The 23,664-nt window shown below is 69.7% G+C and carries 25 protein-coding genes and 1 tRNA gene; 17 read left to right on the forward strand and 9 right to left on the reverse strand.

Going from position 1 to position 23,664, the window contains the following annotated elements; genetic code table 11:
- Positions 1 to 88 precede the first annotated feature (88 nt).
- On the reverse strand, positions 89 to 1,612 hold the full coding sequence (locus ACFVDP_RS18435; RefSeq protein ID WP_383490625.1) for a tetratricopeptide repeat protein: 1,524 nt from the start codon (positions 1,610 to 1,612) through the stop codon (positions 89 to 91).
- An 87-nt stretch (positions 1,613 to 1,699) separates the two neighbouring features.
- Here ACFVDP_RS18435 and ACFVDP_RS18440 point away from each other — a divergent pair, with 87 nt between their 5' ends.
- Complete coding sequence (locus ACFVDP_RS18440; protein WP_383490626.1) at positions 1,700 to 3,070, forward strand: FAD-binding oxidoreductase; 1,371 nt, start codon at positions 1,700 to 1,702, stop codon at positions 3,068 to 3,070.
- A 7-nt stretch (positions 3,071 to 3,077) separates the two neighbouring features.
- Here ACFVDP_RS18440 and ACFVDP_RS18445 read toward each other — a convergent pair whose 3' ends face one another.
- Entirely contained in the window at positions 3,078 to 3,548 is a 471-nt protein-coding gene (locus ACFVDP_RS18445; RefSeq protein WP_383490627.1) for an SsgA family sporulation/cell division regulator, read from the reverse strand.
- Positions 3,549 to 3,793: 245 nt separating this feature from the next.
- On the opposite strand from ACFVDP_RS18445, the gene ACFVDP_RS18450 reads away from it, so the two are divergent.
- Together ACFVDP_RS18450 and ACFVDP_RS18455 are read left to right on the forward strand one after the other, a co-directional pair.
- On the forward strand, positions 3,794 to 5,110 hold the full coding sequence (locus ACFVDP_RS18450) for an RDD family protein (protein WP_383490629.1): 1,317 nt from the start codon (positions 3,794 to 3,796) through the stop codon (positions 5,108 to 5,110).
- Positions 5,111 to 5,435: 325 nt separating this feature from the next.
- Positions 5,436 to 6,122, forward strand: a complete 687-nt coding sequence (locus tag ACFVDP_RS18455; protein WP_383490631.1) for an RDD family protein — start codon at positions 5,436 to 5,438, stop codon at positions 6,120 to 6,122.
- Between the two features lie 57 nt (positions 6,123 to 6,179).
- Here the strand turns inward: ACFVDP_RS18455 and ACFVDP_RS18460 are convergent, their stop codons facing one another.
- Complete coding sequence (locus tag ACFVDP_RS18460) at positions 6,180 to 6,431, reverse strand: hypothetical protein (protein WP_383490633.1); 252 nt, start codon at positions 6,429 to 6,431, stop codon at positions 6,180 to 6,182.
- 345 nt (positions 6,432 to 6,776) lie between these two features.
- Between ACFVDP_RS18460 and ACFVDP_RS18465 the strand changes: the two genes are divergently transcribed.
- Both ACFVDP_RS18465 and ACFVDP_RS18470 read left to right on the forward strand, forming a co-directional pair.
- Entirely contained in the window at positions 6,777 to 9,122 is a 2,346-nt protein-coding gene (locus tag ACFVDP_RS18465) for an immune inhibitor A domain-containing protein (RefSeq protein WP_383490635.1), read from the forward strand.
- A 134-nt stretch (positions 9,123 to 9,256) separates the two neighbouring features.
- A complete protein-coding gene (locus ACFVDP_RS18470; protein WP_383490636.1) occupies positions 9,257 to 9,580 on the forward strand; it encodes a hypothetical protein in 324 nt (107 codons plus the stop codon).
- A 47-nt stretch (positions 9,581 to 9,627) separates the two neighbouring features.
- On the opposite strand, the gene ACFVDP_RS18475 is transcribed toward ACFVDP_RS18470, so the two are convergent.
- Both ACFVDP_RS18475 and ACFVDP_RS18480 read right to left on the reverse strand, forming a co-directional pair.
- On the reverse strand, positions 9,628 to 10,218 hold the full coding sequence (locus ACFVDP_RS18475; protein ID WP_383490638.1) for an isochorismatase family protein: 591 nt from the start codon (positions 10,216 to 10,218) through the stop codon (positions 9,628 to 9,630).
- Between the two features lie 102 nt (positions 10,219 to 10,320).
- Complete coding sequence (locus ACFVDP_RS18480) at positions 10,321 to 11,649, reverse strand: nicotinate phosphoribosyltransferase (RefSeq protein WP_383490640.1); 1,329 nt, start codon at positions 11,647 to 11,649, stop codon at positions 10,321 to 10,323.
- An 80-nt stretch (positions 11,650 to 11,729) separates the two neighbouring features.
- Here ACFVDP_RS18480 and clpS point away from each other — a divergent pair, with 80 nt between their 5' ends.
- The 7 genes from clpS (at position 11,730) to ACFVDP_RS18515 (ending at position 16,559) form a co-directional block, all read left to right on the forward strand.
- The gene (gene clpS, locus ACFVDP_RS18485; RefSeq protein WP_383490642.1) at positions 11,730 to 12,047 is read left to right on the forward strand and encodes an ATP-dependent Clp protease adapter ClpS; all 318 of its coding nucleotides are present in this window, start codon (positions 11,730 to 11,732) and stop codon (positions 12,045 to 12,047) included.
- On the forward strand, positions 12,048 to 12,650 hold the full coding sequence (locus ACFVDP_RS18490) for a DUF2017 domain-containing protein (RefSeq protein ID WP_383490644.1): 603 nt from the start codon (positions 12,048 to 12,050) through the stop codon (positions 12,648 to 12,650).
- Between the two features lie 318 nt (positions 12,651 to 12,968).
- A complete protein-coding gene (locus tag ACFVDP_RS18495; protein ID WP_383490646.1) occupies positions 12,969 to 14,429 on the forward strand; it encodes an amino acid permease in 1,461 nt (486 codons plus the stop codon).
- A 170-nt stretch (positions 14,430 to 14,599) separates the two neighbouring features.
- Complete coding sequence (locus ACFVDP_RS18500; protein ID WP_383490648.1) at positions 14,600 to 15,016, forward strand: Mov34/MPN/PAD-1 family protein; 417 nt, start codon at positions 14,600 to 14,602, stop codon at positions 15,014 to 15,016.
- A 101-nt stretch (positions 15,017 to 15,117) separates the two neighbouring features.
- Positions 15,118 to 15,219, forward strand: a complete 102-nt coding sequence (locus ACFVDP_RS18505; RefSeq protein WP_383490650.1) for a putative leader peptide — start codon at positions 15,118 to 15,120, stop codon at positions 15,217 to 15,219.
- A gap of 90 nt (positions 15,220 to 15,309) precedes the next feature.
- Positions 15,310 to 15,588 (forward strand): MoaD/ThiS family protein, encoded by a 279-nt coding sequence (locus ACFVDP_RS18510; protein ID WP_383490652.1) that lies wholly within the window; start codon positions 15,310 to 15,312, stop codon positions 15,586 to 15,588.
- A gap of 20 nt (positions 15,589 to 15,608) precedes the next feature.
- Positions 15,609 to 16,559 (forward strand): PLP-dependent cysteine synthase family protein, encoded by a 951-nt coding sequence (locus tag ACFVDP_RS18515; protein WP_383490653.1) that lies wholly within the window; start codon positions 15,609 to 15,611, stop codon positions 16,557 to 16,559.
- 231 nt (positions 16,560 to 16,790) lie between these two features.
- Here the strand turns inward: ACFVDP_RS18515 and ACFVDP_RS18520 are convergent, their stop codons facing one another.
- On the reverse strand, positions 16,791 to 17,225 hold the full coding sequence (locus ACFVDP_RS18520; RefSeq protein WP_383490655.1) for a type II toxin-antitoxin system PemK/MazF family toxin: 435 nt from the start codon (positions 17,223 to 17,225) through the stop codon (positions 16,791 to 16,793).
- A 204-nt stretch (positions 17,226 to 17,429) separates the two neighbouring features.
- Here ACFVDP_RS18520 and ACFVDP_RS18525 point away from each other — a divergent pair, with 204 nt between their 5' ends.
- Positions 17,430 to 18,182, forward strand: a complete 753-nt coding sequence (locus ACFVDP_RS18525; protein ID WP_383490657.1) for an MBL fold metallo-hydrolase — start codon at positions 17,430 to 17,432, stop codon at positions 18,180 to 18,182.
- Between the two features lie 100 nt (positions 18,183 to 18,282).
- Here ACFVDP_RS18525 and ACFVDP_RS18530 read toward each other — a convergent pair whose 3' ends face one another.
- Together ACFVDP_RS18530 and ACFVDP_RS18535 are read right to left on the reverse strand one after the other, a co-directional pair.
- Positions 18,283 to 19,542, reverse strand: coding sequence for a PTS transporter subunit EIIC (locus ACFVDP_RS18530; RefSeq protein WP_383490659.1), 1,260 nt, complete (start codon positions 19,540 to 19,542; stop codon positions 18,283 to 18,285).
- A 248-nt stretch (positions 19,543 to 19,790) separates the two neighbouring features.
- Positions 19,791 to 21,077 (reverse strand): PTS transporter subunit EIIC, encoded by a 1,287-nt coding sequence (locus tag ACFVDP_RS18535; protein WP_383490661.1) that lies wholly within the window; start codon positions 21,075 to 21,077, stop codon positions 19,791 to 19,793.
- A 209-nt stretch (positions 21,078 to 21,286) separates the two neighbouring features.
- Between ACFVDP_RS18535 and ACFVDP_RS18540 the strand changes: the two genes are divergently transcribed.
- The 4 genes from ACFVDP_RS18540 (at position 21,287) to rdgB (ending at position 23,488) form a co-directional block, all read left to right on the forward strand.
- Positions 21,287 to 21,520: a glucose PTS transporter subunit EIIB gene (locus tag ACFVDP_RS18540; RefSeq protein WP_100593980.1), complete on the forward strand. Its 234-nt coding sequence runs from the start codon at positions 21,287 to 21,289 to the stop codon at positions 21,518 to 21,520.
- Between the two features lie 78 nt (positions 21,521 to 21,598).
- Complete coding sequence (rph, locus tag ACFVDP_RS18545; protein WP_383490662.1) at positions 21,599 to 22,345, forward strand: ribonuclease PH; 747 nt, start codon at positions 21,599 to 21,601, stop codon at positions 22,343 to 22,345.
- A gap of 122 nt (positions 22,346 to 22,467) precedes the next feature.
- On the forward strand, positions 22,468 to 22,860 hold the full coding sequence (locus ACFVDP_RS18550) for a hypothetical protein (RefSeq protein ID WP_383490664.1): 393 nt from the start codon (positions 22,468 to 22,470) through the stop codon (positions 22,858 to 22,860).
- A 22-nt stretch (positions 22,861 to 22,882) separates the two neighbouring features.
- Positions 22,883 to 23,488, forward strand: coding sequence for an RdgB/HAM1 family non-canonical purine NTP pyrophosphatase (rdgB, locus tag ACFVDP_RS18555; RefSeq protein ID WP_383490665.1), 606 nt, complete (start codon positions 22,883 to 22,885; stop codon positions 23,486 to 23,488).
- 57 nt (positions 23,489 to 23,545) lie between these two features.
- Here the strand turns inward: rdgB and ACFVDP_RS18560 are convergent.
- A tRNA-Leu gene (locus ACFVDP_RS18560) sits at positions 23,546 to 23,621 on the reverse strand.
- Positions 23,622 to 23,664 lie beyond the last annotated feature (43 nt).

The following is a 23,664-nucleotide window of genomic DNA, read 5'->3' on the forward strand; positions in this document are numbered from 1 at the left end:
AGTGGCTCTCCGCGCCTCCGGGAGCCTGTCTGCCCTCCCGGGGGGGGGCGGCCCCCCCCGCGACCAGCCACGACGCGACCGGTACCTTTCAACGGCGCGTGGGTGCCACCTGCTTCGAAGCGGGCGCCACCGGCGGCTTCGGGGGCCACATCTGCGGAACCCCACCCTCGGGCGGCGAGCCCACCGCGTTCAGGGCCTCCCGCGCAGCAGGCCCGTACAACGGCGAGAACCCGGGATTGATCCGCACCGCCTCCCCGAGATGCCGCCGAGCCGCACCATAGAGCCCCAACTCCCGCTCCACGGCCCCGAGATGGTACGAGTACGAAGCATTGCGCACCGTCCCGCCCTTCTGCCGATCGGTGGCCCGCCGCAAGAACCAGTGCGCCGCGTCCTCGTCCCCGGCCCGGTGATAGGCCCACCCCAGCGCGTCCGCGACAGCGATCCCCGGCGCCCGCGACCACTCCGCGCGCAACCGCGCCACCGCCGCCTCCGGATCCCCGTGATCGGCCTCGAACCGCCCGAGGACCAGCGCGTCGTCCACCCCGTGCGCCCGCTGCGCGGCGACCCGCGCCCGTAGCGCCGCGTACTGGGCGTCGGCGGCCCGCTCGTCGCCGAGCGACTCGTACAACTCGCCCAGTTCCAGCGCGTACCCCGGCTCCGGCTGCTTCGCCAGCGCGAGCTGATACGCCTTCACGGCCTCGGCCGTCCGCCCCAGCGAGGCCAGCGCCCGGGCCCGCCCCGCGAGCGCCGCGTGGCAGGAAGGATCGGCGGCGAGCGCCGCGTCCTGGTGGCGCAGCGCGTCGGCCGGCTCGCCCCGGTCCCAGGCGAGGTCACCGCTCTGCCGCAACAGCGCCGCCCGCTCCGCCGGAGTGCCGGCCCGCGCCGACGCGTCGGCCAGCACCGCGGCCGCGTCCTCCCGCCAGCCCCGGTCCCCGTACACGGCGGCCGTCCGCTGCGTCACCGACGTACCGGCGCCCGACGAAAGGCCGGTCAGCTTCTCCAGGGTGCGGTCGGCCGCCTTGTAGTCACCCGTACCGCGATAGGCGTCGACCAGCGCGACGTACGAGGACCAGCGCTTCGGCGCCACCTTGACCGCGGCCTCGCCGTACACGCGGGCCCCGCGCCAGTCGCCCCGGGCGGCCGCGAGGGCGGCGAGCCCGTCGAGCGCCTCGACGTTCCCCTTCGGCCGCGCCGCGAGCGAACTGCGCAACGCCCGCTCGGCCAGCGGATAGTCCGCGGTCCGCGCCGTCCGCGAGCCCCGCTCCACGTAGGCGGCCCCGAGCGCCGCCCACGACAGACCGTCCCGCGGATGGGCGCGCACCCGCGCCTCGCGCTCCCCGATCAGCGCGGTCAGATCCGGCAGCGCGGCCGGCGCCCCGACGGCGGCCGCGATCACCGCCCGCCCGGCGGGACCGGGCAGCGGCGCCGCCTTGTGCTCCTCGTCCGGCAGCAGCACCAGCACACCCCCGAGCACCGCGCACCCGGTGACGGCCGCGACGACCGCGCGCCGCACGGCGGGGGAGCGGCGGCGTGGGGCGGCGACGGGCTCCGGCACGGGCGCCACGGCCTGCGCGGAGGTCTGGACGTCCTCGGCGTTCTCGGCGATCTCCATGGCGCATACTGTGCGTCAATACGAAGAGCACACGGTGGAGGCCACAGACGGGTTCACACCGATGGCCCCGAGTGCGAGGCTGTGATCATGAGCCGCACCCTCATCGAACTGCTCGGCGACGGGCTGCCCGCCGAGGCCGTCCTCACCGACCCCGACATCACCGCGTCCTACGCGCACGACATGGCGAGCTTCTGCGACGCCGGGGCCCCGGCCGCCGTCGTCCTGCCCCGCACGGTCGAACAGGTCCAGCACGTGATGCGCACGGCCACCGCGCTGCGCGTCCCGGTCGTCCCGCAGGGCGCCCGCACGGGCCTGTCGGGCGCGGCCAACGCCAGCGAGGGCTGCGTCGTGCTCTCCCTCACCAAGATGGACCGCATCCTGGAGATCAACCCGGTCGACCGGATCGCGGTCGTCGAGCCGGGAGTCATCAACGCGACACTCTCGCGCGCGGTCAACGAGCACGGCCTGTACTACCCTCCCGACCCCTCCAGTTGGGAGATGTGCACCATCGGCGGGAACATCGGCACGGCCTCCGGCGGCCTGTGCTGTGTGAAGTACGGGGTGACGGCGGAGTACGTGCTCGGACTCGACGTCGTCCTCGCCGACGGCCGTCTGCTGTCCACCGGGCGGCGCACCGCCAAGGGCGTCGCGGGATACGACCTCACGCGCCTCTTCGTCGGCTCCGAGGGCAGCCTCGGCATCGTGGTGCGGGCGACGCTGGCGCTCAAGCCGCAGCCGCCCCAACAGCTCGTGCTGGCAGCCGAGTTCGAGTCAGCCGCGGCCGCCTGCGACGCCGTCTGCCGGATCATGGAGGGCGGCCACGTCCCGTCACTCCTCGAACTCATGGACCGTACGACGGTCAAGGCCGTCAACGACATGGCGAACATGGGCCTCCCGGAGACCACGGAAGCCCTGCTCCTGGCCGCCTTCGACACCCCGGACCCGGCCGCCGACCTCGCCGCCGTCGGCGCCCTGTGCGAGGCCGCGGGCGCCACCCAGGTCGTGCCCGCCGAGGACGCGGCGGAGTCCGAACTGCTGCTCCAGGCGCGACGCCTGTCCCTCACCGCGCTCGAAGCCGTCAAGGGCACCACGATGATCGACGACGTGTGCGTACCGCGCTCCCGGCTCGGCGAACTCCTCGAAGGCGTCGAGCGGATCGCCGAGAAGTACGCGCTGACCATCGGCGTCTGCGCGCACGCCGGCGACGGCAACACGCACCCCACCGTCTGCTTCGACGCCCAGGACGCCGACGAGGGCCGGCGGGCCCGCGAGTCCTTCGACGAGATCATGGCGCTCGGCCTGGAACTCGGCGGCACCATCACCGGTGAACACGGCGTCGGCGTCCTGAAGAAGGAGTGGCTGGCCCGCGAGCTCGGGCCGGTCGGCGTCGAGGTGCAGCAGGCGGTGAAGGCGGCCTTCGACCCGCTCGGCCTCCTCAACCCCGGCAAGCTGTTCTGACCGCCCCTCACTGGCCGTCCGACTCGTCCGACCCCCACGGGTCGCGCAGGTAGAGGTCGTCGGCCGGGGTGGGGGTGAGCAGCTCGGCGAGGCCGGCGTCGATACCGAGCCGCTCGGCCTCAGAGCCCGGGGGGACCGCCCGCAGCGTGCGCTCCAGCCAGGCCGAGACCTGCGCGGTCGGGGCTTCGAGCAGCGCGTCGCCGTCCGGCGAGGTCAGCGCCATCAGTACGACACTGCGCCCGTCCACCTTCGTCGGCCACACCCGTACGTCACCGTGCCCGCACGGCCGGAACACCCCCTCCACCAGCAGTTCGCGCGCGAACGTCCAGTTGACCGGGTGGTCGGACCCGACGTGGAACGTGATGTGGACGGCGTAGGGGTCGTTCGTGCGGTACGTCAGCCGGGCCGGGACGGGGATGCTCCGCTCGGGCGACAACACCAGCTTCAGCTCTAGTTCGCGTTCCACCACTGAAGTCATGTCGTGCGCTTCCTCTCGCCTTGTACGGGTCCAGGAGCGGGCCCGTACAAGGTGAGAGGCCGATGTGGCCGCGGCATTACGCGAGTTCGCCGAAGTTTTTTTCCGGCCACTCGGGAAGGGCCGCTCAAGCCGCCCGCGAATGCCCGGAAAGTGGTCCGTAACGGCGGAGCGGCACGGGCGGGCGCGGTGGTCTGATAGACGTAGAGGCCACAACAAGACCCCCGAGCAGATACGGGACGACGGACATGAGCGCCCCAACCCCGGCCCCCGGCGACGACAGGCCCCGCGAAGGCTACTACCCCGATCCGTCCATTCCCGGATATGTCCGGTACTGGAACGGAGCCGCCTGGGTCCCCGGCACCAGCCGCCCCGCGCCGTCCGACGGCGAACAGCTGCCGGCCCCGCCGGGAGCCACCGCCCCACCCGGGCCCGCGGCCCAGCAGTCCGCCGCACCCGTGGAGGAGACCGGACCGGTCTTCCTCGACGAGGAGCCCTCCGTACGGACGGAGACCGGACCGGAGACGGGCGCCGTCAGCAGCGTCGACGCCCCCGCCCCGCCCGAGCCCGCCTCCGCCTGGCAGGCCAACGCCTCGCGGCAGTCCGGATTCGGCGGTGAGCAGGACCGCCGGATCTCCTGGGGCTCTGCGGGCTCTGCGGGCTCTGCGGGCTCTCCGGACAGCGGGCAGGCCGCCCCCGAGCCGGCCGCCGACGAGTCGCAGCAGCGGCCCGACAGCACCGTCTCGATCCGGGCGGTGCGGCCGGGGGCCGCTGCTCCTGTGCGCACCGAGGGCACGATGGCGATCCGGGCCCTGCCGAAGCAGCAGGCGGCCCCGGCCCCGGCCCCCGCGCCCGCTCCGGAGCAGCCGCAGCCCCAGCAGCCGCAGGCCGGTTATGGCTACCCGCCGCAGCAACAGCAACAGCAGCCCCTGCCCACTCCGGTCACCCAGGGGCCCGGTGGCGGGCAGCCCTCCTGGGCGCAGCAGGTGCACCAGCTGGCGACGCCGGAGAGCGGCGGGCCTGTCACCCCGTTCAAGCCGGTGGCCACCGACCCGTTCCTCGCCGCCGCGCAGGCCGCGGCGAGCGCGCGGCCGGCCGGGCTCGGCAAGCGGTTCGCCGCGCGGCTCATCGACTCGGTCGTGCTGGGGGTCGTCACGGCGGTCGCCGCTGTGCCGTTGGGGGCGCGGGCGGCCGATCACATCGAGGACAAGGTCGACGCGGCCAAGGCGTCCGGGCGACAGGTCACCGTGTGGCTGATCGACGGCACCACGGGCGTGTACCTGGGCATCGTGCTCGGTGTGCTGCTGGTCTTCGGTGTCCTCTACGAGGCGCTGCCCACCGCCAAATGGGGGCGCACGCTCGGCAAGAAGGTGCTGGGCCTGTCCGTCCGGGACATCGAGGAGCACAGCTCCCCGACCTTCGGCGCCGCCCTCAAACGCTGGCTCGCCTACAGCGTCCCCGGTGTCCTGGTGATCGGCGTCCTCGGCGTCCTGTGGGGTGCCTTCGACCGCCCCTGGCGCCAATGCCTCCACGACAAACTGGCCCGCACTTTCGTAGCCGACTGACGGCCGGTGGGGGCTGGTCGCGCAGTTCCCCGCGCCCCTGAGGCAGGCGCTTCGCGCCGCCTCCCCTTTGAGGCTGCGCTGCGCGCGCCTCCGCCTTGGGCAGGTGGCGCGCCTCTGATGAGATGCCGCACGAAGTGCGCATCTCAGGGGCGCGGGGAACTGCGCGAGAAGCGGCCACCGGCCGTCAGCCGACCGACAACCCATTAAGGGGCGCGGGGAACCGCACGGTCGGCCTCACCCCCGGGTGGCCGGAACAAGGGCCCCGGGTCATCCGGACGGCGGCCCGCCGGGTGCGTTCGGCACGGGATCGCGGTCCACTCGGGCCATGAGTACCGAACCGCCGCCCAACGGACCCGGCCAGCCGCCGGACGACGACCCGTTCCGCAAGCCGCCGCCGACGAACCAGGGTGGCGGCTCGCCGTACGACAGTCAGCCGGGACAGACCCCCCAGAATCCCTACGACAACGCCTCCCAGAGCCCACCCCCGTACGGCGGCACACCTCCGCCCTACGGCAATGACCCGTACGGAGCCGGAGGCCCCGGCGCGGGCGACCCCCTCGCCGGCATGCCGCCCCTCGCCGAGAGCGGCAAACGCGTACTGGCCCGCATCATCGACATGGTGCTGATCGGCATCATCGTCGGCCTGCTGTCCTGGGCGTTCCACATCGTCAGCTTCAACACCGACGGCGACAGCATCAATTCGGGCAAACAGGCCGGCTCCTCGCTCCTGACGGCCGTCCTCTACATCGCGTACGACGTCATCCTGACGGCGAGGACCGGCCAGACTCTCGGCAAGCGGCTGATGAAGCTGCGCGTGGCCACCCTCGACAGCGGCGCGACGCCGAGCGTCCAGACCAACCTGATCCGGGCGCTCGTGCTGTGGGTCCCGTTCGCGTTCTGCTGCGCGTGCATCTGGACCGCGATCTGTGGTGGCTGGAGCTTCTTCGACAAGCCCTACAAGCAGGGCCTGCACGACAAGGCGGCCAAGACCGTGGTGGTCAGCAGCGGCTGACCGCTCGGCGAGACCGAGACGACCGAGAGGTCGCAGACAGGACGGCGGGCCCGTGTCTCACGGGCCCGCCGTCTCGTGCACCGGCTCCCGCTCGCGCGACTCCTGCGGCGGGGCGACGGGCTCCGGCGCGGGCGTCTGCTTCGGCTTGGGTACGTTGAGTGCCACGAACAGGCCCAGGATGACCGCGGACATGGCGATGACACCGACCCCCGGCCCCGAACTGGTCTGCGACAGCAGCAGCATGGCGAGGGTGGAGAGTACGACGGTGGCCGAACCGTAGGCGAGCTGTGCGACAGTCGGTCGAGGCATGGCGATGTCCGTCCTCGTGACAGCGGGGGAGCAGGGCGGGGCGTCCGGGGCTCGTGGCCCACCGTGCCCTTAACCTTAATCCGACGTGTGCCCGACTGGAACGACCAGTAAGCATGACCTTACCCACGGTGCAGGTGCATGGGGGGCGCACGGAGTCATTCAGTCCACCAAGTGGGCGTTCGAGCGCGCCCGTTGTACTGGTGGAGCCGTCCGGATACCGGATCGGCCGCGCTGCATAATGCAACGCACATGTCACAGTCAAGGTCTGTTAATTCTTTCCTACCTCCGGTCAAATGGCGTCACTTGTGATGCGTGGCTTTGCGCCACGGAGGAGGGAACACCCAAGTGACCTTGAAGAGACGGGCGTTGAGATCCGCCGCCGTACTCGTGACCCTGGCCGCCAGTGCGGCCACCGGCTCCATGGCGGCCACCACCGCGCAGGCCGACAGCCCGGCCGCACCGCCGAGCGGCTCGCACGGCGACAGCTACCAGGGCAAGGGCCATGTCATCGACGGCCCGTTCAGCCGGCAGCAGTCCGAGCAGCGGCAGACCGCCCTTGAGCAGGTGATCAAGGGCAGTTCGAAGGTCCAGGAGAAGAACGGCTCGAAGGTCGTCAAGCTCGGCAAGGACAAGTACGTCGAGCTGGGCCGCGAGCGCACCGACCAGATCTTCACGATCCTGGTCGAGTTCGGCGACAAGGTCGACAGCAAGTACGGCGGCGACACCGGCCCGCTGCACAATCAGATAGCCGAGCCGGACCGCAAGAAGGACAACAGCACGGCCTGGCAGTCGGACTACAACAGGGACCACTTCCAGGACCTGTACTTCGGCTCCGGCAAGGGCGTCGACTCCCTGAAGACGTACTACGAGAAGACGTCCTCGGGCCGCTACTCGGTCGACGGCGAGGTCTCCGACTGGGTCAAGGTCGACTACAACGAGGCCCGGTACGGCTCCAACTACTGCGGCGCCTCGAACTGCCCGACCGTCGAGGACCTGGTCCGCGACGGCGTGAACGCGTGGGTCGCGAACCAGAAGGCGGCCGGCAAGTCGGACGCCGACATCAAGGCAGACCTCGCCAAGTACGACCAGTGGGACCGTACGGACCACGACAACGACGGCAACTTCAACGAGCCCGACGGCTACATCGACCACTTCCAGATCGTGCACGCCGGCGAGGACGAGTCCGCGGGCGGCGGCGTCCAGGGCGAGGACGCGCTGTGGGCGCACCGCGGTTACGCCTACAGCCGCGACGACGGCAACACCGGCCCGTCCGGCTTCAAGGCGGGCGGCACCCCGGTCGGCGACACCGGCATCTGGGTCGGCGACTACACGATGCAGCCGGAGAACGGCGGCCTCGGTGTCTTCGCCCACGAGTACGGCCACGACCTGGGCCTGCCCGACCTGTACGACACCACGTACATCGGCGAGAACTCGGTGGGCTTCTGGTCGCTGATGTCGGCCGGTTCCTGGCTCGGCACCGGCAAGGAAGCCATCGGTGACATGCCGGGCGACATGACCGCCTGGGACAAGCTGCAACTGGGCTGGCTCAACTACGACAAGGCCAAGGCCGCCACCAACTCGGTGCACAAGCTGGGTGTCTCGGAGTACAACACCAAGCTCAAGCAGGCCCTGGTCGTCGAACTGCCCAAGAAGAACGTCACCACGAACATCGTGCAGCCCGCGCAGGGCAGCAAGCAGTGGTGGTCGGACTACGGCGACGATCTCGACAACACCCTGTCGCGCACGGTGGATCTGACGGGCAAGGCGTCCGGGTCCCTCGAACTCGACGGCTGGTACGACATCGAGAAGGACTACGACTACCTGTACACGCAGGTGTCCACCGACTCGGGCGCGAGCTGGCAGACGATCGACGGCACCGCCGACGGCCAGGCCATCCCGCGCGACGGCGGCGACAAGCCGGCCCTGACCGGCACCAACGGCAAGTTCCAGCACCTCGTGTACCCGCTGGACGCCTACGCGGGCAAGAAGATCGACGTCCGCTTCCGCTACAAGACCGACGGCGGCGTGGCCCAGATGGGCTTCGCGTTCGACAACCTCGCGGTCAAGGCCGACGGCGCGACCCTGTTCGCCGACGACGCCGAGTCCGAGCAGGCGGGCTGGACCGCGAACGGCTTCTCGCGCGTCGGCGCGTCCGTCAGTGGCGACTTCCCGCAGTTCTACATCGCCGAGAACCGTCAGTACGAGTCGTACGACAAGACCCTCAAGGTCGGCCCGTACAACTTCGGCTGGCGCGACGGCGGCGACAAGCAGAACTGGGTCGAGCACTACCAGTACCGTCCCGGCCTGGTCGTCTGGCAGTGGGACACCTCGCAGCGCAACAACAACGTCGGGCAGCACCCGGGCGAAGGCCTGATCCTGCCGGTCGACGCGCACGCGAAGCCGATGAAGTGGTCGGACGGCAAGCTGATCTCCAACAAGATCACCCCGTACGACGCCGCCTTCGGCTGGTACCCGGTGCCGGGCATGACCCTGCACAAGCTGGGCGTCGCGACCAAGATCAAGGCGCAGCTCGGCAACCCGGTCTTCGACGACCGCAAGGGCACCTACTGGTACGCGGAGAACCCGACCGGCAGTGTCAAGACAACTGACACCAACACGCGGATAACTGTCCTGAACCAGCCCCTGGACGGCTCCTCGATCACGGTGAAGGTGGGCCCCTCCACCCGCTGATCCGGTAAAACCGCAGGTCAAAGACGTATCGGCCGCGACTTTGCTAGCGAGGGCTAGCGGGTCGCGGCCGATCGTGTTTAGGTGCGTCCTGTGAGTTCCTTATTGACACGACGTCTCACGGGGGTGTGACAGGTATGTCCGCAGGAGGGTTCTGCAAGCTGCCCGGCGGCAGTGTGGTGGTGGCGCTGACGCTGCCCGCGCCCGGCCCTGGAGAGGGCGCCGTACGGGTCCTGGTCCACGCCGTGAACCGCGCCCGCGCCCTGACCCGCCTGCGCAACCTGGGCCTGCGCGCCGTCTACCTGCGGGGCAACCAGCACCCGCCGACCCCGGACGAGATCACAGCGGTCCTCCACCACCCGGACGGCCTGGTCTGGAAAGAGGCCCCGGACCTGACGGAGGCGGGCTACTGGAGCTCGATACGGACGCTGATGCGCGCACCCCACTCAAGCCCGATTTAAGCCCCTCCGGCGATTGAGGAGCGGGGTCCGGGGCAGAGCCCCGTGTCCTAGGCCACGACGGGCTGACCGGTGAGCTCGACCCCGGCATCCTTCATCTCGGCGAGCGCAGCCTCGGTGGTGGCGGCAGCGACCCCGGCGGTCAGATCGAGCAGCACCTGCGTACGAAACCCCTCCCGAGCGGCATCCAGCGCAGTGGCCCGCACACAGTGATCGGTAGCGATCCCGACCACGTCCACCTCGGAGATCTCCCGCCGCCGCAACCAGTCGCCCAGCGACACCCCGTTCTCGTCCGCCCCCTCGAACCCGCTGTACGCCGCCGCGTACGCCCCCTTGTCGAAGACGGCGTCGACCGCCCCGGAGGCGATGACCGGCGCGAAGTTCGGGTGGAACCCGACCCCCTCGGTCCCGGCGACGCAGTGCGCGGGCCACGAGTGCTGGTAGTCCGGCGCGTCCGAGAAGTGGTTCCCGGGCGCGATGTGGTGATCACGGGTGGCGACGACGTGCTGGTAGCCGCCACCGCCCGCCTGCCCGATGAGATCGGTGATCGCGGCAGCGACATCGGCACCTCCCGCCACCGCGAGGCTGCCGCCCTCGCAGAAGTCGTTCTGCACGTCTACGACGATCAAGGCGCGGCGCATGGGCGGTTTCCTTAACGAGACGAATAATCCGTGGGACTACGAGCGTAGAAGCTTCAAGTGGCTTGCGGGAGAGGGCAATTGGGGCACTGGGTGATGCGCGCCCTAGAGGTACTCCGTCGGGATCACGGCCTCGCCCCGCGAGAGCTGCGTCGCCGACAGCGGCAGCCCGTCGCGCGCGGCGATGTGCCGCTCGCGCACCGCGTCCAGCGGCTCACGGGCCACGACCTCGCCGCCCCTGACCAGCTCGACCAGGAGCTGGCGGTCGGCCAGCTCGGCCGGCACGGCGCCGGTGCCCAGGACCTCGGCCTCGGCGACCCCGCTCCGGTCGACCCGGCGCGCGGCCCACTTGCGGCCGCCGACGGACGTCTTGCCGCCCGCCGACTTCTTCGCGACCGCCGTCAGCGGCGCCTTCGGGTCGGCGGACTCGGCGCGCGCCACCAGCTTGTAGACCATGGAGCAGGTCGGGTGCCCCGAGCCGGTCACCAGCTGCGTACCGACGCCGTACGCGTCCACGGGCGCGGCCGCGAGCGAGGCGATGGCGTACTCGTCGAGGTCGGAGGTGACCACGATCTTGGTGTCCTTGGCGCCGAGGTCGTCGAGCTGCTCGCGCACCCGGTGCGCGACGAGCAGCAGGTCGCCGGAGTCGATCCGGACGGCGCCGAGCTTCGGCCCCGCGATCTCGACGGCCGTCTTCACGGCCTCCTGGACGTCGTACGTGTCCACGAGCAGCGTCGTGCCCTCGCCGAGGGAGTCGACCTGGGCCTGGAAGGCGTCTCGCTCGGAGTCGTGCACCAGGGTGAACGCGTGCGCGCTCGTGCCCACCGTCGGGATCCCGTACCGGAACCCGGCCGCGAGGTCCGAGGTCGTCGCGAAACCGCCCACGTAGGCGGCGCGCGAGGCGGCGACGGCGGCCAGCTCGTGGGTGCGCCGGGCGCCCATCTCGATCAGCGGCCGGTCCCCGGCGGCCGAGGACATCCGGGAGGCGGCCGCGGCGATCGCCGAGTCGTGGTTGAGGATCGAGAGGATCACCGTCTCCAGGAGCACGCACTCGGCGAAGGAGCCCTCGACGCGCAGCACGGGGGAGCCGGGGAAGTACACCTCGCCCTCGGGGTAGCCCCAGATGTCGCCGGAGAAGCGGTAGTCCGCGAGCCAGGCGAGGGTCGGCTCGTCCACCACGTTGCGCTCGCGCAGGAAGTTCAGGACGCCCGCGTCGAACCGGAAGTTCTCCACCGCGTCCAGGACGCGTCCGGTGCCCGCGACGACGCCGTAGCGGCGGCCCTCGGGCAGCCGGCGGGTGAAGACCTCGAAGACCGATCGCCGGTCGGCCGTGCCCCCGTGGAGGGCGGCCTGCAGCATGGTCAGCTCGTAGTGGTCGGTGAAGAGCGCTGTCGACGGAACATCCACCGGCAGGCCAAGGTCCGCTGTGTTCATGGTGAGGATGCTACCCCGAATTAGCGTCAGTGTGACGATTTCTGGGTCCGTTTGTGCGATGGACCCCTCCTGGTGGCAGCATGGGCCGTGTGACGGCTCCAGCACCCCTTGAGATCGAAAGCCCCGAGACGACGGAGGATCTCTCCGTGGTTCCCGAGCCGGACGTCCCCTGGATCACGCTCGTCCACAACGATCCGGTCAACCTCATGAGCTACGTGACGTATGTCTTCCAGACGTACTTCGGGTACTCCAAGGACAAGGCCACCAAGCTGATGATGGACGTCCACCACAAGGGGCGCGCGGTCGTCTCCTCCGGCAGCCGCGAGGAGATGGAGCGGGACGTCCAGGCCATGCACGGCTACGGCCTGTGGGCCACGCTGCAACAGGATCGGAAGTAAATGCCCGGGCACTTCGAACCGGTCACCGGCGGCGGCGCTGCCGTCGCCCTCGACGACGTCGAGATCTCCATCATCCGCTCGCTGGCCGTCCAGCTCCTGGAGCTGATCGGCCCCGGGCCCGGCGGCGAGGTGTCCGACGACCCGCTCGCCGAGCTGTTCGCCGAGGGACCCAGCGAACCCCCTGCCGACCCGGTGCTCCACCGCCTTTTCCCGGACGCGTACGGCGGCCCGGGCGCACCCTCCGGCCGGGACGCGCAGGCCGAACTCCAGGCGCATTCCTCGGAGTTCCGGCGCTTCACCGAGAACGACCTGCGGGCCGGCAAGCGCGACGACGCCCTCGCGGTGGTGCGCTCCCTCGACGGGCTCGGCGCGGCCGGCGACGGCGGCGCGGTCCTCCAGCTCACCCCGGACGACTCGGTCCGCTGGATGCGCGCGCTCAACGACCTGCGCCTCGCGATCGGCACCCGCCTCGACATCGTCGACGAAGAGGACACCGACCTCCTCTACCGCCTCCCCGACGAGGACCCGCGCAAGCCGATGGTGATGGCGTACCTGTGGCTCGGAGGGCTCCAGGAGACCCTCGTCGAGACGCTGCTGCCCTGACCCCGGCGTTCGCTCAGCGGACGCTCAAATCCGGATAACGATCAGGTCACCGCCCCTGCCTGGCTATGACGCGCCAGGGCCGCTTTGACCGCTTTTTCCTGTGCCGTAGGCCACAGTCGGCAGAGTCGATCACCGTGAACGGCGTGATAAATCTTCACGACCGCCCGGCGGACACCACCCCAGTCCGCCGGGGGCGCCCTTACCGGCTGACCCCGGTAGGCAACAGCTCCATCCGTCCAGGGCCCCACGCCCGAAGGATCGTCACAGTCGATCCGAGCCCCCCACGGCACGGATCGGCATGGAGAAAGGCGCAGCACCATGACCTCAGCGCAGGTCGAGCAGCACGGCAAAGACTCTGCCGGCAATGAGGCCGTACGGGACGACGAGACGTCCCCCGGGTCCGGCGAGGGCTATCAGCGGGGCCTCGGGTCCCGCCAGATCCAGATGATCGCCATCGGCGGCGCCATCGGGACCGGCCTCTTCCTCGGCGCGGGCAAGGGCATCTCCAAAGCGGGACCCAGCCTGATCCTGGCGTACGCCGTCGCCGGCGTCGTCATCTTCTTCATCATGCGGGCGCTCGGCGAGCTCCTCATGTACCGCCCGGTCTCCGGCTCGTTCTCGGAGTACGCGCGTGAGTTCATCGGCCCCTTCGCGGGCTTCGTCACCGGCTGGACGTACTGGCTGTTCTGGGTCATCACCGGCATGACCGAGGTGACGGCCGCGGCCGTCTACATGACGTTCTGGTGGAACATCCCGCAATGGCTGTCCGCACTGGTCTTCACGATCATCCTCTACGGCGCCAACCTGATCTCCGTGAAGCTCTTCGGTGAGCTGGAGTTCTGGTTCTCCACGGTCAAGGTCACCGCCATCATCGGCATGATCCTGATCTGCGCCGGCATCCTCACCATCGGTTTCTCCGACCTCGGTGACACCGCGTCCGTCACGCACCTGTGGGACCTCGGCGGCTTCTTCGCCGGCGAGAACGGCATCGGCTCGACGCTGATGACCCTCCAGATGGTGATGTTCGCGTTCCTCGCGGTCGAGCTCGTCGGCGTCACCGCGGGCGAGGCCAAGGACGCCAAGACCGTCCTGCCGAAGGCCATCAACACCGTGCCGTGGCGCATCGCCGTCTTCTACGTCGGCGCCCTGATCATGATCCTCTCGGTCGTGCCCTGGACGTCCTTCAAGGCCGGCGAGAGCCCGTTCGTCCACGCCTTCGACGAGATGGGCCTGGGCATCGGCGCCGCCATCGTCAACTTCGTCGTGCTGACCGCCGCGCTGTCCTCCTGCAACTCGGGCATGTACTCCACCGGCCGCATGCTGCGCGACCTCGCGCAGAACGGCCAGGGCCCGCGGCTGTTCACCAAGCTCAGCAAGAACGGTCTGCCGGTCATCGGCACCACGTTCTCCGCCGCGATGATGCTGGTCGGCGTCTGGATCAACTACCAGTGGCCGGGCGAGGCGTTCAACTACGTCGTCTCCTTCGCCACCATCTCCGGCATGTGGGCCTGGATCGTCATCCTGATCGCCCAGATCCGCTACCGCCTCAAGTCCGACCGCGGCGAACTGCCCAAGTCCACGTTCCGCGCCCCGGGCGGCATCTGGGCGAGCATCCTCTCGCTGGCCTTCATCGCCCTGGTCATCGTCACGATGGGCATGGACAAGGACAACCGGGTCGCCCTCTACGGCGCACCGGTCTGGGGCGCGATCCTCGCGGTCGCCTACCTGATCCTCAAGTCGCGGAAGCCCGCCGGCGCCGCGCCCGTGAAGCGCCCCTAAGGGGCGCGGGGCTGTATCGATCAGCGGCTCCGCCGCGGGGCGCGAGCAACCACGACGAGACGGTCGGTCGCACACGAAACGGAAGTCCCCGCCCCCATAGGCGTCTCACCAGCCGGGCTGTCACATATCGCACACCGATACGTGGCAGCCCGGCTGCTTATGCTGACGGCATGCTGACAATCTCCCAGAAGCTGTACGACCAGATCGTGGAACACAGCCGCAAGGACCATCCCGACGAGGCCTGCGGCGTAGTGGCGGGACCGGCCGGCGAAGGCCGCCCCGAGCGCTTCATCCCGATGCTCAACGCGGCCCGCTCGCCCACGTTCTACGAGTTCGACTCCGGCGACCTGCTCAAGCTCTACCGCGAGATGGACGACCGCGACGAGGAGCCGGTGATCATCTACCACTCGCACACGGCGACCGAGGCCTACCCCTCCCGCACCGACATCTCCTACGCCAACGAGCCGGGCGCCCACTATGTCCTGGTCTCCACCGCGGACACCGACGACGCGGGCCCCTTCCAGTTCCGCTCGTTCCGTATCGTCGATGGCACGGTGACCGAGGAAGAGGTCGAGGTCACCGCCTGATCCGGCCCTTTTGGCCTCCCGGTCTCGACCGGCGGACGCATTTCGACCGCATCGTGAGATCACACTCGGGAGACCCGGGCGGGAATCGATACGATGAGCCCATGGTTTTCCACGACGTGAGCGAAAAGACGCCGGGCATGCTGCTCGTGGCGCGGCTGCACGTCGACCTGTGCCGCCTCGCCGGCGCCATCTGTCCGCGCTGAGCCGCACCGCCGTACGTCCGGTCGCCCGCCTGTACGGAAAGCGCCCACGCGCGCACCCACTCGACTTCCGACTCCTGACAGGAGCCCAGCATGGCCATCGAGGTCCGCATCCCGACCATCCTCCGCACCTACACCGACGGCGCCAAGGCCGTCGAGGCGAGCGGGGACACCCTCGCCCAGCTCTTCGTCGACCTGGACACCCGGCATGCGGGCATCGCCGACCGCATCGTGGACAACGGCCAGCTGCGCCGCTTCGTGAACGTGTACCTGAACGACGAGGACGTCCGCTTCCTCGACGGCATCGACACCAAGGTCGCCGACGGCGACAACGTCACCATCCTGCCGGCCGTGGCCGGCGGCATGCGCTGAGCGCGGGAACGTAGCAACCCATGCGCTACGACAGCCCGTTGGCCGCGGTCGGCAACACCCCTCTGGTGCGCCTGCCGCGGCTCAGCCCGTCCGACGACGTACGGATCTGGGCGAAGCTGGAAGACCGCAACCCGACCGGCTCGGTCAAGGACCGCCCCGCGCTCCACATGATCGAGCAGGCCGAGAAGGACGGCCGGCTCAAGCCCGGGGACACCATCCTCGAGCCCACCTCCGGCAACACCGGCATCTCGCTGGCGATGGCGGCCCGCCTCAAGGGCTACCGCATCGTCTGCGTCATGCCGGAGAACACCTCGCAGGAGCGGCGCGACCTGCTCGCCATGTGGGGCGCCGAGATCATCCCCTCGCCGGCCGCGGGCGGCTCGAACACCGCCGTCCGCATCGCCAAGGAACTGGCCGGGCAGCACCCGGAGTGGGTGATGCTCTACCAGTACGGCAACCCGGACAACGCGGGGGCGCACTACGCGACGACCGGCCCGGAGATCTTCGCCGACCTGCCGTCCGTCACCCACTTCGTCGCGGGCCTCGGCACCACGGGCACGCTCATGGGCGTCGGCCGCTATCTGCGCGAGCAGAAGCCGGACATCAAGATCGTCGCGGCCGAGCCGCGCTACGACGACCTGGTGTACGGCCTGCGGAACCTGGACGAGGGGTTCGTCCCCGAGCTGTACGACGCCTCCGTGCTGACCACGCGCTTCTCGGTGGGGTCCGCCGATGCCGTGACGCGTACGCGGGAGCTGTTGCAGCAGGAGGGCATCTTCGCCGGGGTCTCGACGGGGGCCGCGCTGCACGCCGCCATCGGGGTCGGCAAGAAGGCGGTGAAGGCCGGTGAGTCCGCCGACATCGTGTTCGTCGTCGCCGACGGCGGCTGGAAGTACCTGTCGACGGGCGTCTACACCGCCGCCACCACGGAAGAGGCCATCGAGGTCCTCCACGGCCAGCTCTGGGCCTAGCCTCTCGCCGACGGGTGCGGGTGCGTGGGGGCTGGTCGCGCAGTTCCCCGCGCCCCTGGGCAGTTCTTCACGCGCGGGCCGGTGGCCGCTTCTCGCGCAGTTCCCCGCGCCCCTGAAGCGAGCTCCGCTCGCTCAGGGGCAGGGGAAGGCGCGCGCAGCGCAGCCTTCAGGGGCGCGGGGAACTGCGCGACCAGCCACGACGAGAGCCGCACCCGGCAACGCGCCCCCGGCTCACCACCCCAGACGCCGCACCTGATCCCACAGCACCGGATCAGCCACCCCGGCCCGCCGCCGAAAGTCCCGCACAGGCACCTCGCGCAGCTCGTCGGTCTCCAGGAAACTGGCCCGCCCCCGCGCATCCCCCACGGCCCCCGGCGGCAACGGAATCACCCCGGGCCGCTCCTCGTGATACCGGCTGGTGATCTTCGCGACGAGCACGGTGCGCCCCCGCGGATCGAGGACCAGGCAGGGCCGGTCCTTACCCCCGGGCCCGTCCTCGTACGGCACGAGCGCCCACCAGATCTCCCCGGCCGCGGGCCCACCCGCCACCCGCCCCCGCCGAGCGCCCCGCCGCACCCGCGTGCCGCGTCCCCAACCGTCCACCAGCGTGGCGACGAGCGCGAGCAGAACGACGGCCGCGAGCGCCAGCCACCATGACGTGTCCATACGGAGACGGTACCGGCGGGGCGCACGGGGCGCGCTGCCGGACCACCCCGCAAACGCACGCCCCCCGAACCGGTGACACCGCAGGTGAGTTCGCCCACAACAGCCGGTGACGGAGGAGCCACCCGCGCTTTTGCGCCTTACGCTCGACAGAATCCACAGGTTCCACCCCGCATCCCGACCGCCAGCGCGGAGGTTCCAGCTCCTATGAAGCTCACCGTCGTCGGCTGCTCAGGGTCGTTCCCGTCCGCGGAATCGGCCTGCTCGAGCTACCTCGTAGAGGCCGACGGCTTCCGGCTGCTCCTCGACATGGGCAATGGCGCCCTGGGCGAGCTGCAGCGCCACTGTGGTCTGTACGACCTCGACGCGATCTTCCTGTCCCATCTGCACGCCGACCACTGCATCGACATGTGCGCGTACTTCGTCGTGCGCTACTACCGCCACGACGGCGGCCGTTGCGCCCCGATGCCCGTCTACGGACCCGAGGGCACCGAGCAGCGCCTGACCACCGCGCACGCCGACACCCCCTCGGCCTCCGCCTTCAGCGAGGTCTTCGACTTCCACACCGTGAAGCCGGGCTCGTACGACATCGGGCCGTTCTCCGTACGGATGGAGAAGGTCTGCCACCCGGTCGAGTCGTACGCCATCCGCATCGAGCACGGCGGCCGCTCCCTGACGTACTCGGGGGACACCGGCCCGTGCGAGGCGCTGGACGAACTGGCCACGGACAGCGACCTGTTCCTGTGCGAGGCCGCGTTCACGCACGGCAAGGAGAACATCCCGGCCCTGCACCTCAACGGCGTGGAGGCGGGCGAGGCCGCGCAGCGCGCCGGCGCCCGCAAGCTGGTCCTCACCCACATCCCGCCGTGGACCGACCCGCAGGTGAACCTGGCGGACGCGCGCGGGGTGTACGACGGCCCCGTGGAGCTGGCCGCCCCCGGCCGGTCCTACGAGATCTGACCCCGGACACCGCACGGCGAAGGCCCCGGAACCTCATCGGTTCCGGGGCCTTCGCCGTCGTGCAGGTCGTACAGGGGGAGGGGTCACGCGTGAGCGGGGCTCACTTGGTGATGTCCTCGATCTCCTCCTCGGGCTCGCGGCCCGGGGTGGTGAGGTTGAACTTGGTGATCGCGAAGCGGAACAGCGTGTAGTAGATCGCCGCGAAGACCAGGCCGATCGGGATGATCAGCCATGGCTTGGTCGCCAGGTTCCAGTTCAGCGCGTAGTCGATGAAGCCCGCGGAGAAGGTGAAGCCCGCGTGGACGCCGAGCGCCCAGGTGATCGCCATCGACAGGGCGGTCAGCACCGCGTGGATCGCGTACAGCAGCGGCGCGATGAACATGAACGAGAACTCGATCGGCTCGGTCACACCGGTGACGAACGAGGTCAGGGCCAGCGAGACCATCATGCCCATCACGGCCTTGCGGCGCTCGGGGCGGGCGCTGTGCGCGATGGCGAGGGCGGCGGCCGGGAGGCCGAACATCATGATCGGGAAGAAGCCCGACATGAACTGTCCTGCGGTCGGGTCACCCGCGAAGAAGCGGTTGAGGTCGCCGTGCACGACCGCGCCCGTGGCGTCCTTGAAGTCGCCCAGCTGGAACCAGGAGACGGTGTTCACGAACTGGTGCATGCCGACCGGGATCAGCGCGCGGTTGATCAGACCGAAGAGGCCGGCACCGGCGGCGCCGAGACCCGTCATCCACTCGCCGAAGTTGGAGATGCCCTCACCGATCGGCTCCCAGATGAGGCCGAAGAAGACACCCATGATCACGCCGACGAAGGCCATGATGATCGGGACGAGGCGGCGGCCGTTGAAGAAGCCGAGCCAGTCGACCAGCTTGGTGCGGTGGAACTTCTGCCACAGCATCGCGGCCAGCAGACCCATGATGATGCCGCCGAGGACACCCGGGTTGTTGTACGTCGCCGCGACGTCGACGCCCTTGTTCGCGGTCGTGTTGACGACGGCGTCGGTGACCGGGAACGCCTTCAGCACGTTGCTGTAGACGAGGAACCCGACGAGGGCGGCGAGTGCGGTGGAGCCGTCGGACTTCTTGGCGAAGCCGATGGCCACGCCTATGCAGAACAGCATCGGCAGGTTGTCGAAGACGGCGCTGCCCGCGGTCGCGAAGACGGCGGCGACCTTGTGCCAGCCCAGGCCGTCGTCACCGAACACGTCCGGCTGCCCGAGACGGAGCAGGATGCCGGCGGCCGGCAGCACCGCGATCGGCAGCTGCAGGCTGCGACCCACCTTCTGGAGGCCCTGGAACAGGCCTGATCCCCGCTTCTTTGCGGGGGCCGCCGTAGCGGTGGCGGAGCTCATCAACTTCCTCCATGTGCTGGGGTGCTGCCGGGGACGGAAAGGAAGAAAAGGGGTGGGCAGCAGCCAGATGGTCTACACCACCTCAGTGGTGTAGACCTGTTGTAGCACGGTGAAGGTGAGATAAGGAACCCGTGTTTTTTGTGGTCTGGAACATATGTGGGGCGTACGACTCAAACGTGACGAAGGGCCCCCGGACCGATGGTCCGGGGGCCCTTTCGTTCAGGGGCGCCTGCCCTGTCAGGCCTGGCTCAGGCCTTGGTGATGTCCTCGACCTCTTCCTCGGGCTCACGGCCCGGGGTCTTCAGATCGAACTTCGTGATCGCGAATCTGAAGATCGCGTAGTAGAGCGCCGCGAAGACCAGACCGATCGGAATGATCATCCATGGCTTGGTCGCCAGGTTCCAGTTGATCAGGTAGTCGATCAGACCCGCGGAGAAACTGAAGCCGTCCTTGACGCCGAGCGCCCACGTCACCGCCATCGACACACCGGTCAGCACCGCGTGCACCGCGTACAGCAGCGGCGCGATGAAGACGAAGGAGTACTCGATCGGCTCGGTGATACCCGTGACGAACGAGGTCAGCCCCAGCGAGAGCATCATGCCGCCGACCGCCTTGCGGCGCTCCGGGCGCGCGCAGTGGTACATCGCCAGACAGGCCGCCGGCAGGGCGAACATCATGATCGGGAAGAAGCCCGTCTGATAGATGCCCGCGTGCGGGTCACCGCTCAGGAACATGTTGATGTCACCGTGCACGGTCGTGCCGTCCGGCTTGGTGTACGAGCCGAACTGGAACCACAGCGGCACGTTCAGGAACTGGTGCAGGCCGATGACCAGCAACGCACGGTTCGCGACGCCGAAGATGCCGGAACCGATGGCCCCCAGGTCCTGAAGCCAGTTGGAGAAGCTCTCCAGGCCGTCACCGATCGGCGGCCAGATCCACAGGCAGATCACGGCGAAGATGATGCCGACGAACGCCATGATGATCGGCACGAGCCGGCGGCCGTTGAAGAAGCCGAGCCAGGAGACCAGCTTCGTACGGTGGTAGCGCACCCAGAAGAACGACGCCAGGAAGCCCATGATGATGCCGCCGAAGACACCGGGATTCTGGAACGAGAACGCCGAGACGGTGTTGTCCGCGGCCTGACACCCCGTCGCCACCGCCTTCGCCCCGTCGGCGCAGTCGATCGGGAACTGGTGCAGCACACCCCGGTACACGAGGAAGCCGGCCACGGCCGCGAGCGCCGTGGAACCGTCCGCCTTCTTGGCCATGCCGATCGCCACACCGATGCAGAACAGCAGCGGCAGACCCAGGTCCGAGTCGAGCAGCGCGCCACCCGCACCTGCAAACACCTTGGCGACATTGGTCCAGCCGAGGCCGTCGTCACCGAAGACGTCCGGCTGGCCGAGCCGGTTGACGATACCGGCCGCCGGGAGCACGGCGATGGGCAGCTGAAGGCTGCGCCCCATCTTCTGGAGCCCCTGGAAGAAGCTGCTCCAGGGGCTCGGCCGAGGTGCGGCGGCAGCGTTCGTGCTCATGGGCGTCCTCCCGGAACAAGCCATGTGGGGCGGTTGTTGGATACTCTGGCAACTGGTGTAGACCAGTTGCACCAGTTGCGGGACGATCGGTCCGCGTGCTCGTCATCATTCGTCACGGGTGGGACAACCGCTCGTGAAGATGGGCCAACCGTGGGTTACCGTGACAAAGCGGCCCAAAGGCGGGCCCGGGACACAACAGGGAGAACGAAATGGCCACCAAGGCTGAGAAGATCGTCGCCGGGCTCGGCGGGCTCGACAACATCGAAGAGGTCGAGGGCTGCATCACCCGACTGCGCACCGAGGTCATCGACCCCTCCAAGGTCGACGAGGCCGCTCTCAAGGCCGCCGGCGCCCACGGCGTCGTCAAGATGGGCACCGCGATCCAGGTCGTCATCGGCACCGACGCCGACCCGATCGCCGCCGACATCGAAGACATGATGTGAGCGACACCAGCCACCGCTGAAGGCCCCACCCCTCCTGACGGGGGTGGGGCCTTCGCCGTACCGGATACGCTCGACCCCATGTCTCGCATCGACGGCCGCACCCCCGAACAGCTCCGCCCGATCACCATCGAACGCGGCTGGAGCAAGCACGCAGAAGGCTCCGTCCTCGTCTCCTTCGGCGACACCAAGGTCTTCTGCACCGCCTCCTTCACCGAAGGCGTCCCGCGCTGGCGCAAGGGCAGCGGTGAAGGCTGGGTCACCGGCGAGTACTCGATGCTCCCGCGCGCCACCAACACCCGCGGCGACCGCGAATCCGTCCGCGGCAAGATCGGCGGCCGCACCCACGAGATCAGCCGCCTCATCGGCCGCTCGCTGCGCGCCGTCATCGACTACAAGGCGCTCGGCGAGAACACCATCGTCCTCGACTGCGACGTCCTCCAGGCCGACGGCGGCACCCGCACCGCCGCCATCACCGGCGCCTACGTCGCCCTCGCCGACGCCGTCGCCTGGGGCAAGTCCAAGAAGCTCATCAAGGCCGGCCGCGAGCCCCTCACCGGCACCGTCTCCGCCGTCTCCGTCGGCATCGTCGGCGGCGTCCCGCTCCTCGACCTCTGCTACGAGGAAGACGTCCGCGCCGACACCGACATGAACGTCGTCTGCACCGGCGACGGCCGCTTCGTCGAGATCCAGGGCACCGCCGAGGCCGAGCCGTTCGACCGCGCCGAGCTCAACTCCCTGCTCGACCTCGCCGTCGCCGGCTGCGACGACCTCGCCGCCGCCCAGCGCAAGGCACTCGAAGGCGCCCTCGGAAAAGACCTCGCCTAGGTAAAGAACTCCCCAAGCAGGGTGGCAACCGCACAGCCACCGACTGCGTCACTACGGACAAGTGCACGGCAACGACACCGCACCGCCGCGCACTTGTCCGTACTTAAGGGGAGGACCGTTCCATGGCCGCGCGCCGTCACCGTCGCACCGCACTCTTCGCCGTCCTGGCGGCACTGATCGCGGTCCCGGCCGCCGTCGGCTGCTCGGCCGTCGACAAGGCGCTCGACTGCGTCCAGACCGCCGACTCCATAGCCGACAGCGTCAACGACCTCCAGCAGGCCGTCGACAACGCGTCGAACGACCCCGGCCAGGCCGACGAGGCGCTCGCCTCCATCGACCAGAACCTCGACAAGATCGGCGACAAGACCGACAACGCCGACGTGTCCAAGGCCGTCGGCGACGTCAACAAGGCCGTGGACAACGTCCGTACGGCGATCAGAAACGGCGACGAGACACCCGACGTCACCCCGGTCATCGACGCCGCCGGCGAACTGACCAAGGTCTGCACGCCGTAGCACTCCTCGTAGGCTGGGCTGCATGACCCGCCTCATCCTCGCCACCCGCAACAACGGCAAGATCGTCGAACTCCGCGCCATCCTCGCCGACGCCGGCCTGCCCCACGAGCTGGTCGGCGCCGACGCCTACCCGGACATCCCCGATGTCCGGGAGACCGGCGTCACCTTCGCCGAGAACGCCCTCCTCAAGGCCCACGCCCTCGCCAAGGCCACCGGCCTGCCCGCCGTCGCCGACGACTCCGGCCTCTGCGTCGACGTCCTGGGCGGCGCCCCCGGCATCTTCTCCGCCCGCTGGGCCGGCCGCCACGGCGACGACAAGGCCAACCTGGACCTGCTCCTCGCCCAACTCGGCGACATCGACGAGGACCGCCACCGCGGCGCCCACTTCACGTGCGCGGCGGCCCTCGCCCTCCCCGACGGCACGGAGCGCGTCGTGGAAGGCCAACTCCGCGGCGTCCTGCGCCACGCCCCGGAGGGCTCGGGGGGCTTCGGCTACGACCCGATCCTCCAGGTGGAGGGCGACACGCGCACGTGCGCGGAGCTCTCGGCGGACGAGAAGAACGCGATCTCCCACCGGGGGAAGGCGTTTCGGGCGCTGGTGCCGGTGGTGCGGGAGCTTTTGGGCTGAGGCCCGGGGGACGACGAAGGGCGCTCCCGGTTGTGTGGGGGAGCGCCCTTCGGTGCGTGGGCCCGGTGGGACTCGAACCCACGACATACCGGATCTAAACCGGCATCCTCTTAACCAGCTGGGATACGGACCCCTCCTGCCCACTGTACTGGGTGTGGCGGTCGCGGTTCGAGAAG

This window comes from Streptomyces sp. NPDC057694 (genome assembly GCF_042799415.1).
Lineage (GTDB): Bacteria > Actinomycetota > Actinomycetes > Streptomycetales > Streptomycetaceae > Streptomyces.

Coding starts and splice junctions, on each gene's coding strand:
- ACFVDP_RS18530 (WP_383490659.1), bottom strand. CDS start 19,542: ATGAGCTCCGCCACCGCTACGGCGGCCCCCGCAAAGAAGCGGGGATCA.
- ACFVDP_RS18495 (WP_383490646.1), top strand. CDS start 12,969: ATGACCTCAGCGCAGGTCGAGCAGCACGGCAAAGACTCTGCCGGCAAT.
- ACFVDP_RS18445 (WP_383490627.1), bottom strand. CDS start 3,548: ATGACTTCAGTGGTGGAACGCGAACTAGAGCTGAAGCTGGTGTTGTCG.
- rdgB (WP_383490665.1), top strand. CDS start 22,883: ATGACCCGCCTCATCCTCGCCACCCGCAACAACGGCAAGATCGTCGAA.
- ACFVDP_RS18535 (WP_383490661.1), bottom strand. CDS start 21,077: ATGAGCACGAACGCTGCCGCCGCACCTCGGCCGAGCCCCTGGAGCAGC.
- ACFVDP_RS18510 (WP_383490652.1), top strand. CDS start 15,310: ATGGCCATCGAGGTCCGCATCCCGACCATCCTCCGCACCTACACCGAC.
- ACFVDP_RS18470 (WP_383490636.1), top strand. CDS start 9,257: ATGTCCGCAGGAGGGTTCTGCAAGCTGCCCGGCGGCAGTGTGGTGGTG.
- ACFVDP_RS18475 (WP_383490638.1), bottom strand. CDS start 10,218: ATGCGCCGCGCCTTGATCGTCGTAGACGTGCAGAACGACTTCTGCGAG.
- ACFVDP_RS18515 (WP_383490653.1), top strand. CDS start 15,609: ATGCGCTACGACAGCCCGTTGGCCGCGGTCGGCAACACCCCTCTGGTG.
- ACFVDP_RS18450 (WP_383490629.1), top strand. CDS start 3,794: ATGAGCGCCCCAACCCCGGCCCCCGGCGACGACAGGCCCCGCGAAGGC.
- ACFVDP_RS18525 (WP_383490657.1), top strand. CDS start 17,430: ATGAAGCTCACCGTCGTCGGCTGCTCAGGGTCGTTCCCGTCCGCGGAA.
- ACFVDP_RS18505 (WP_383490650.1), top strand. CDS start 15,118: ATGGTTTTCCACGACGTGAGCGAAAAGACGCCGGGCATGCTGCTCGTG.
- ACFVDP_RS18480 (WP_383490640.1), bottom strand. CDS start 11,649: ATGAACACAGCGGACCTTGGCCTGCCGGTGGATGTTCCGTCGACAGCG.
- ACFVDP_RS18460 (WP_383490633.1), bottom strand. CDS start 6,431: ATGCCTCGACCGACTGTCGCACAGCTCGCCTACGGTTCGGCCACCGTC.
- rph (WP_383490662.1), top strand. CDS start 21,599: ATGTCTCGCATCGACGGCCGCACCCCCGAACAGCTCCGCCCGATCACC.
- ACFVDP_RS18455 (WP_383490631.1), top strand. CDS start 5,436: ATGAGTACCGAACCGCCGCCCAACGGACCCGGCCAGCCGCCGGACGAC.
- ACFVDP_RS18550 (WP_383490664.1), top strand. CDS start 22,468: ATGGCCGCGCGCCGTCACCGTCGCACCGCACTCTTCGCCGTCCTGGCG.
- ACFVDP_RS18490 (WP_383490644.1), top strand. CDS start 12,048: ATGCCCGGGCACTTCGAACCGGTCACCGGCGGCGGCGCTGCCGTCGCC.
- ACFVDP_RS18435 (WP_383490625.1), bottom strand. CDS start 1,612: ATGGAGATCGCCGAGAACGCCGAGGACGTCCAGACCTCCGCGCAGGCC.
- ACFVDP_RS18500 (WP_383490648.1), top strand. CDS start 14,600: ATGCTGACAATCTCCCAGAAGCTGTACGACCAGATCGTGGAACACAGC.
- ACFVDP_RS18540 (WP_100593980.1), top strand. CDS start 21,287: ATGGCCACCAAGGCTGAGAAGATCGTCGCCGGGCTCGGCGGGCTCGAC.
- ACFVDP_RS18520 (WP_383490655.1), bottom strand. CDS start 17,225: ATGGACACGTCATGGTGGCTGGCGCTCGCGGCCGTCGTTCTGCTCGCG.
- ACFVDP_RS18440 (WP_383490626.1), top strand. CDS start 1,700: ATGAGCCGCACCCTCATCGAACTGCTCGGCGACGGGCTGCCCGCCGAG.
- clpS (WP_383490642.1), top strand. CDS start 11,730: ATGGGCCGTGTGACGGCTCCAGCACCCCTTGAGATCGAAAGCCCCGAG.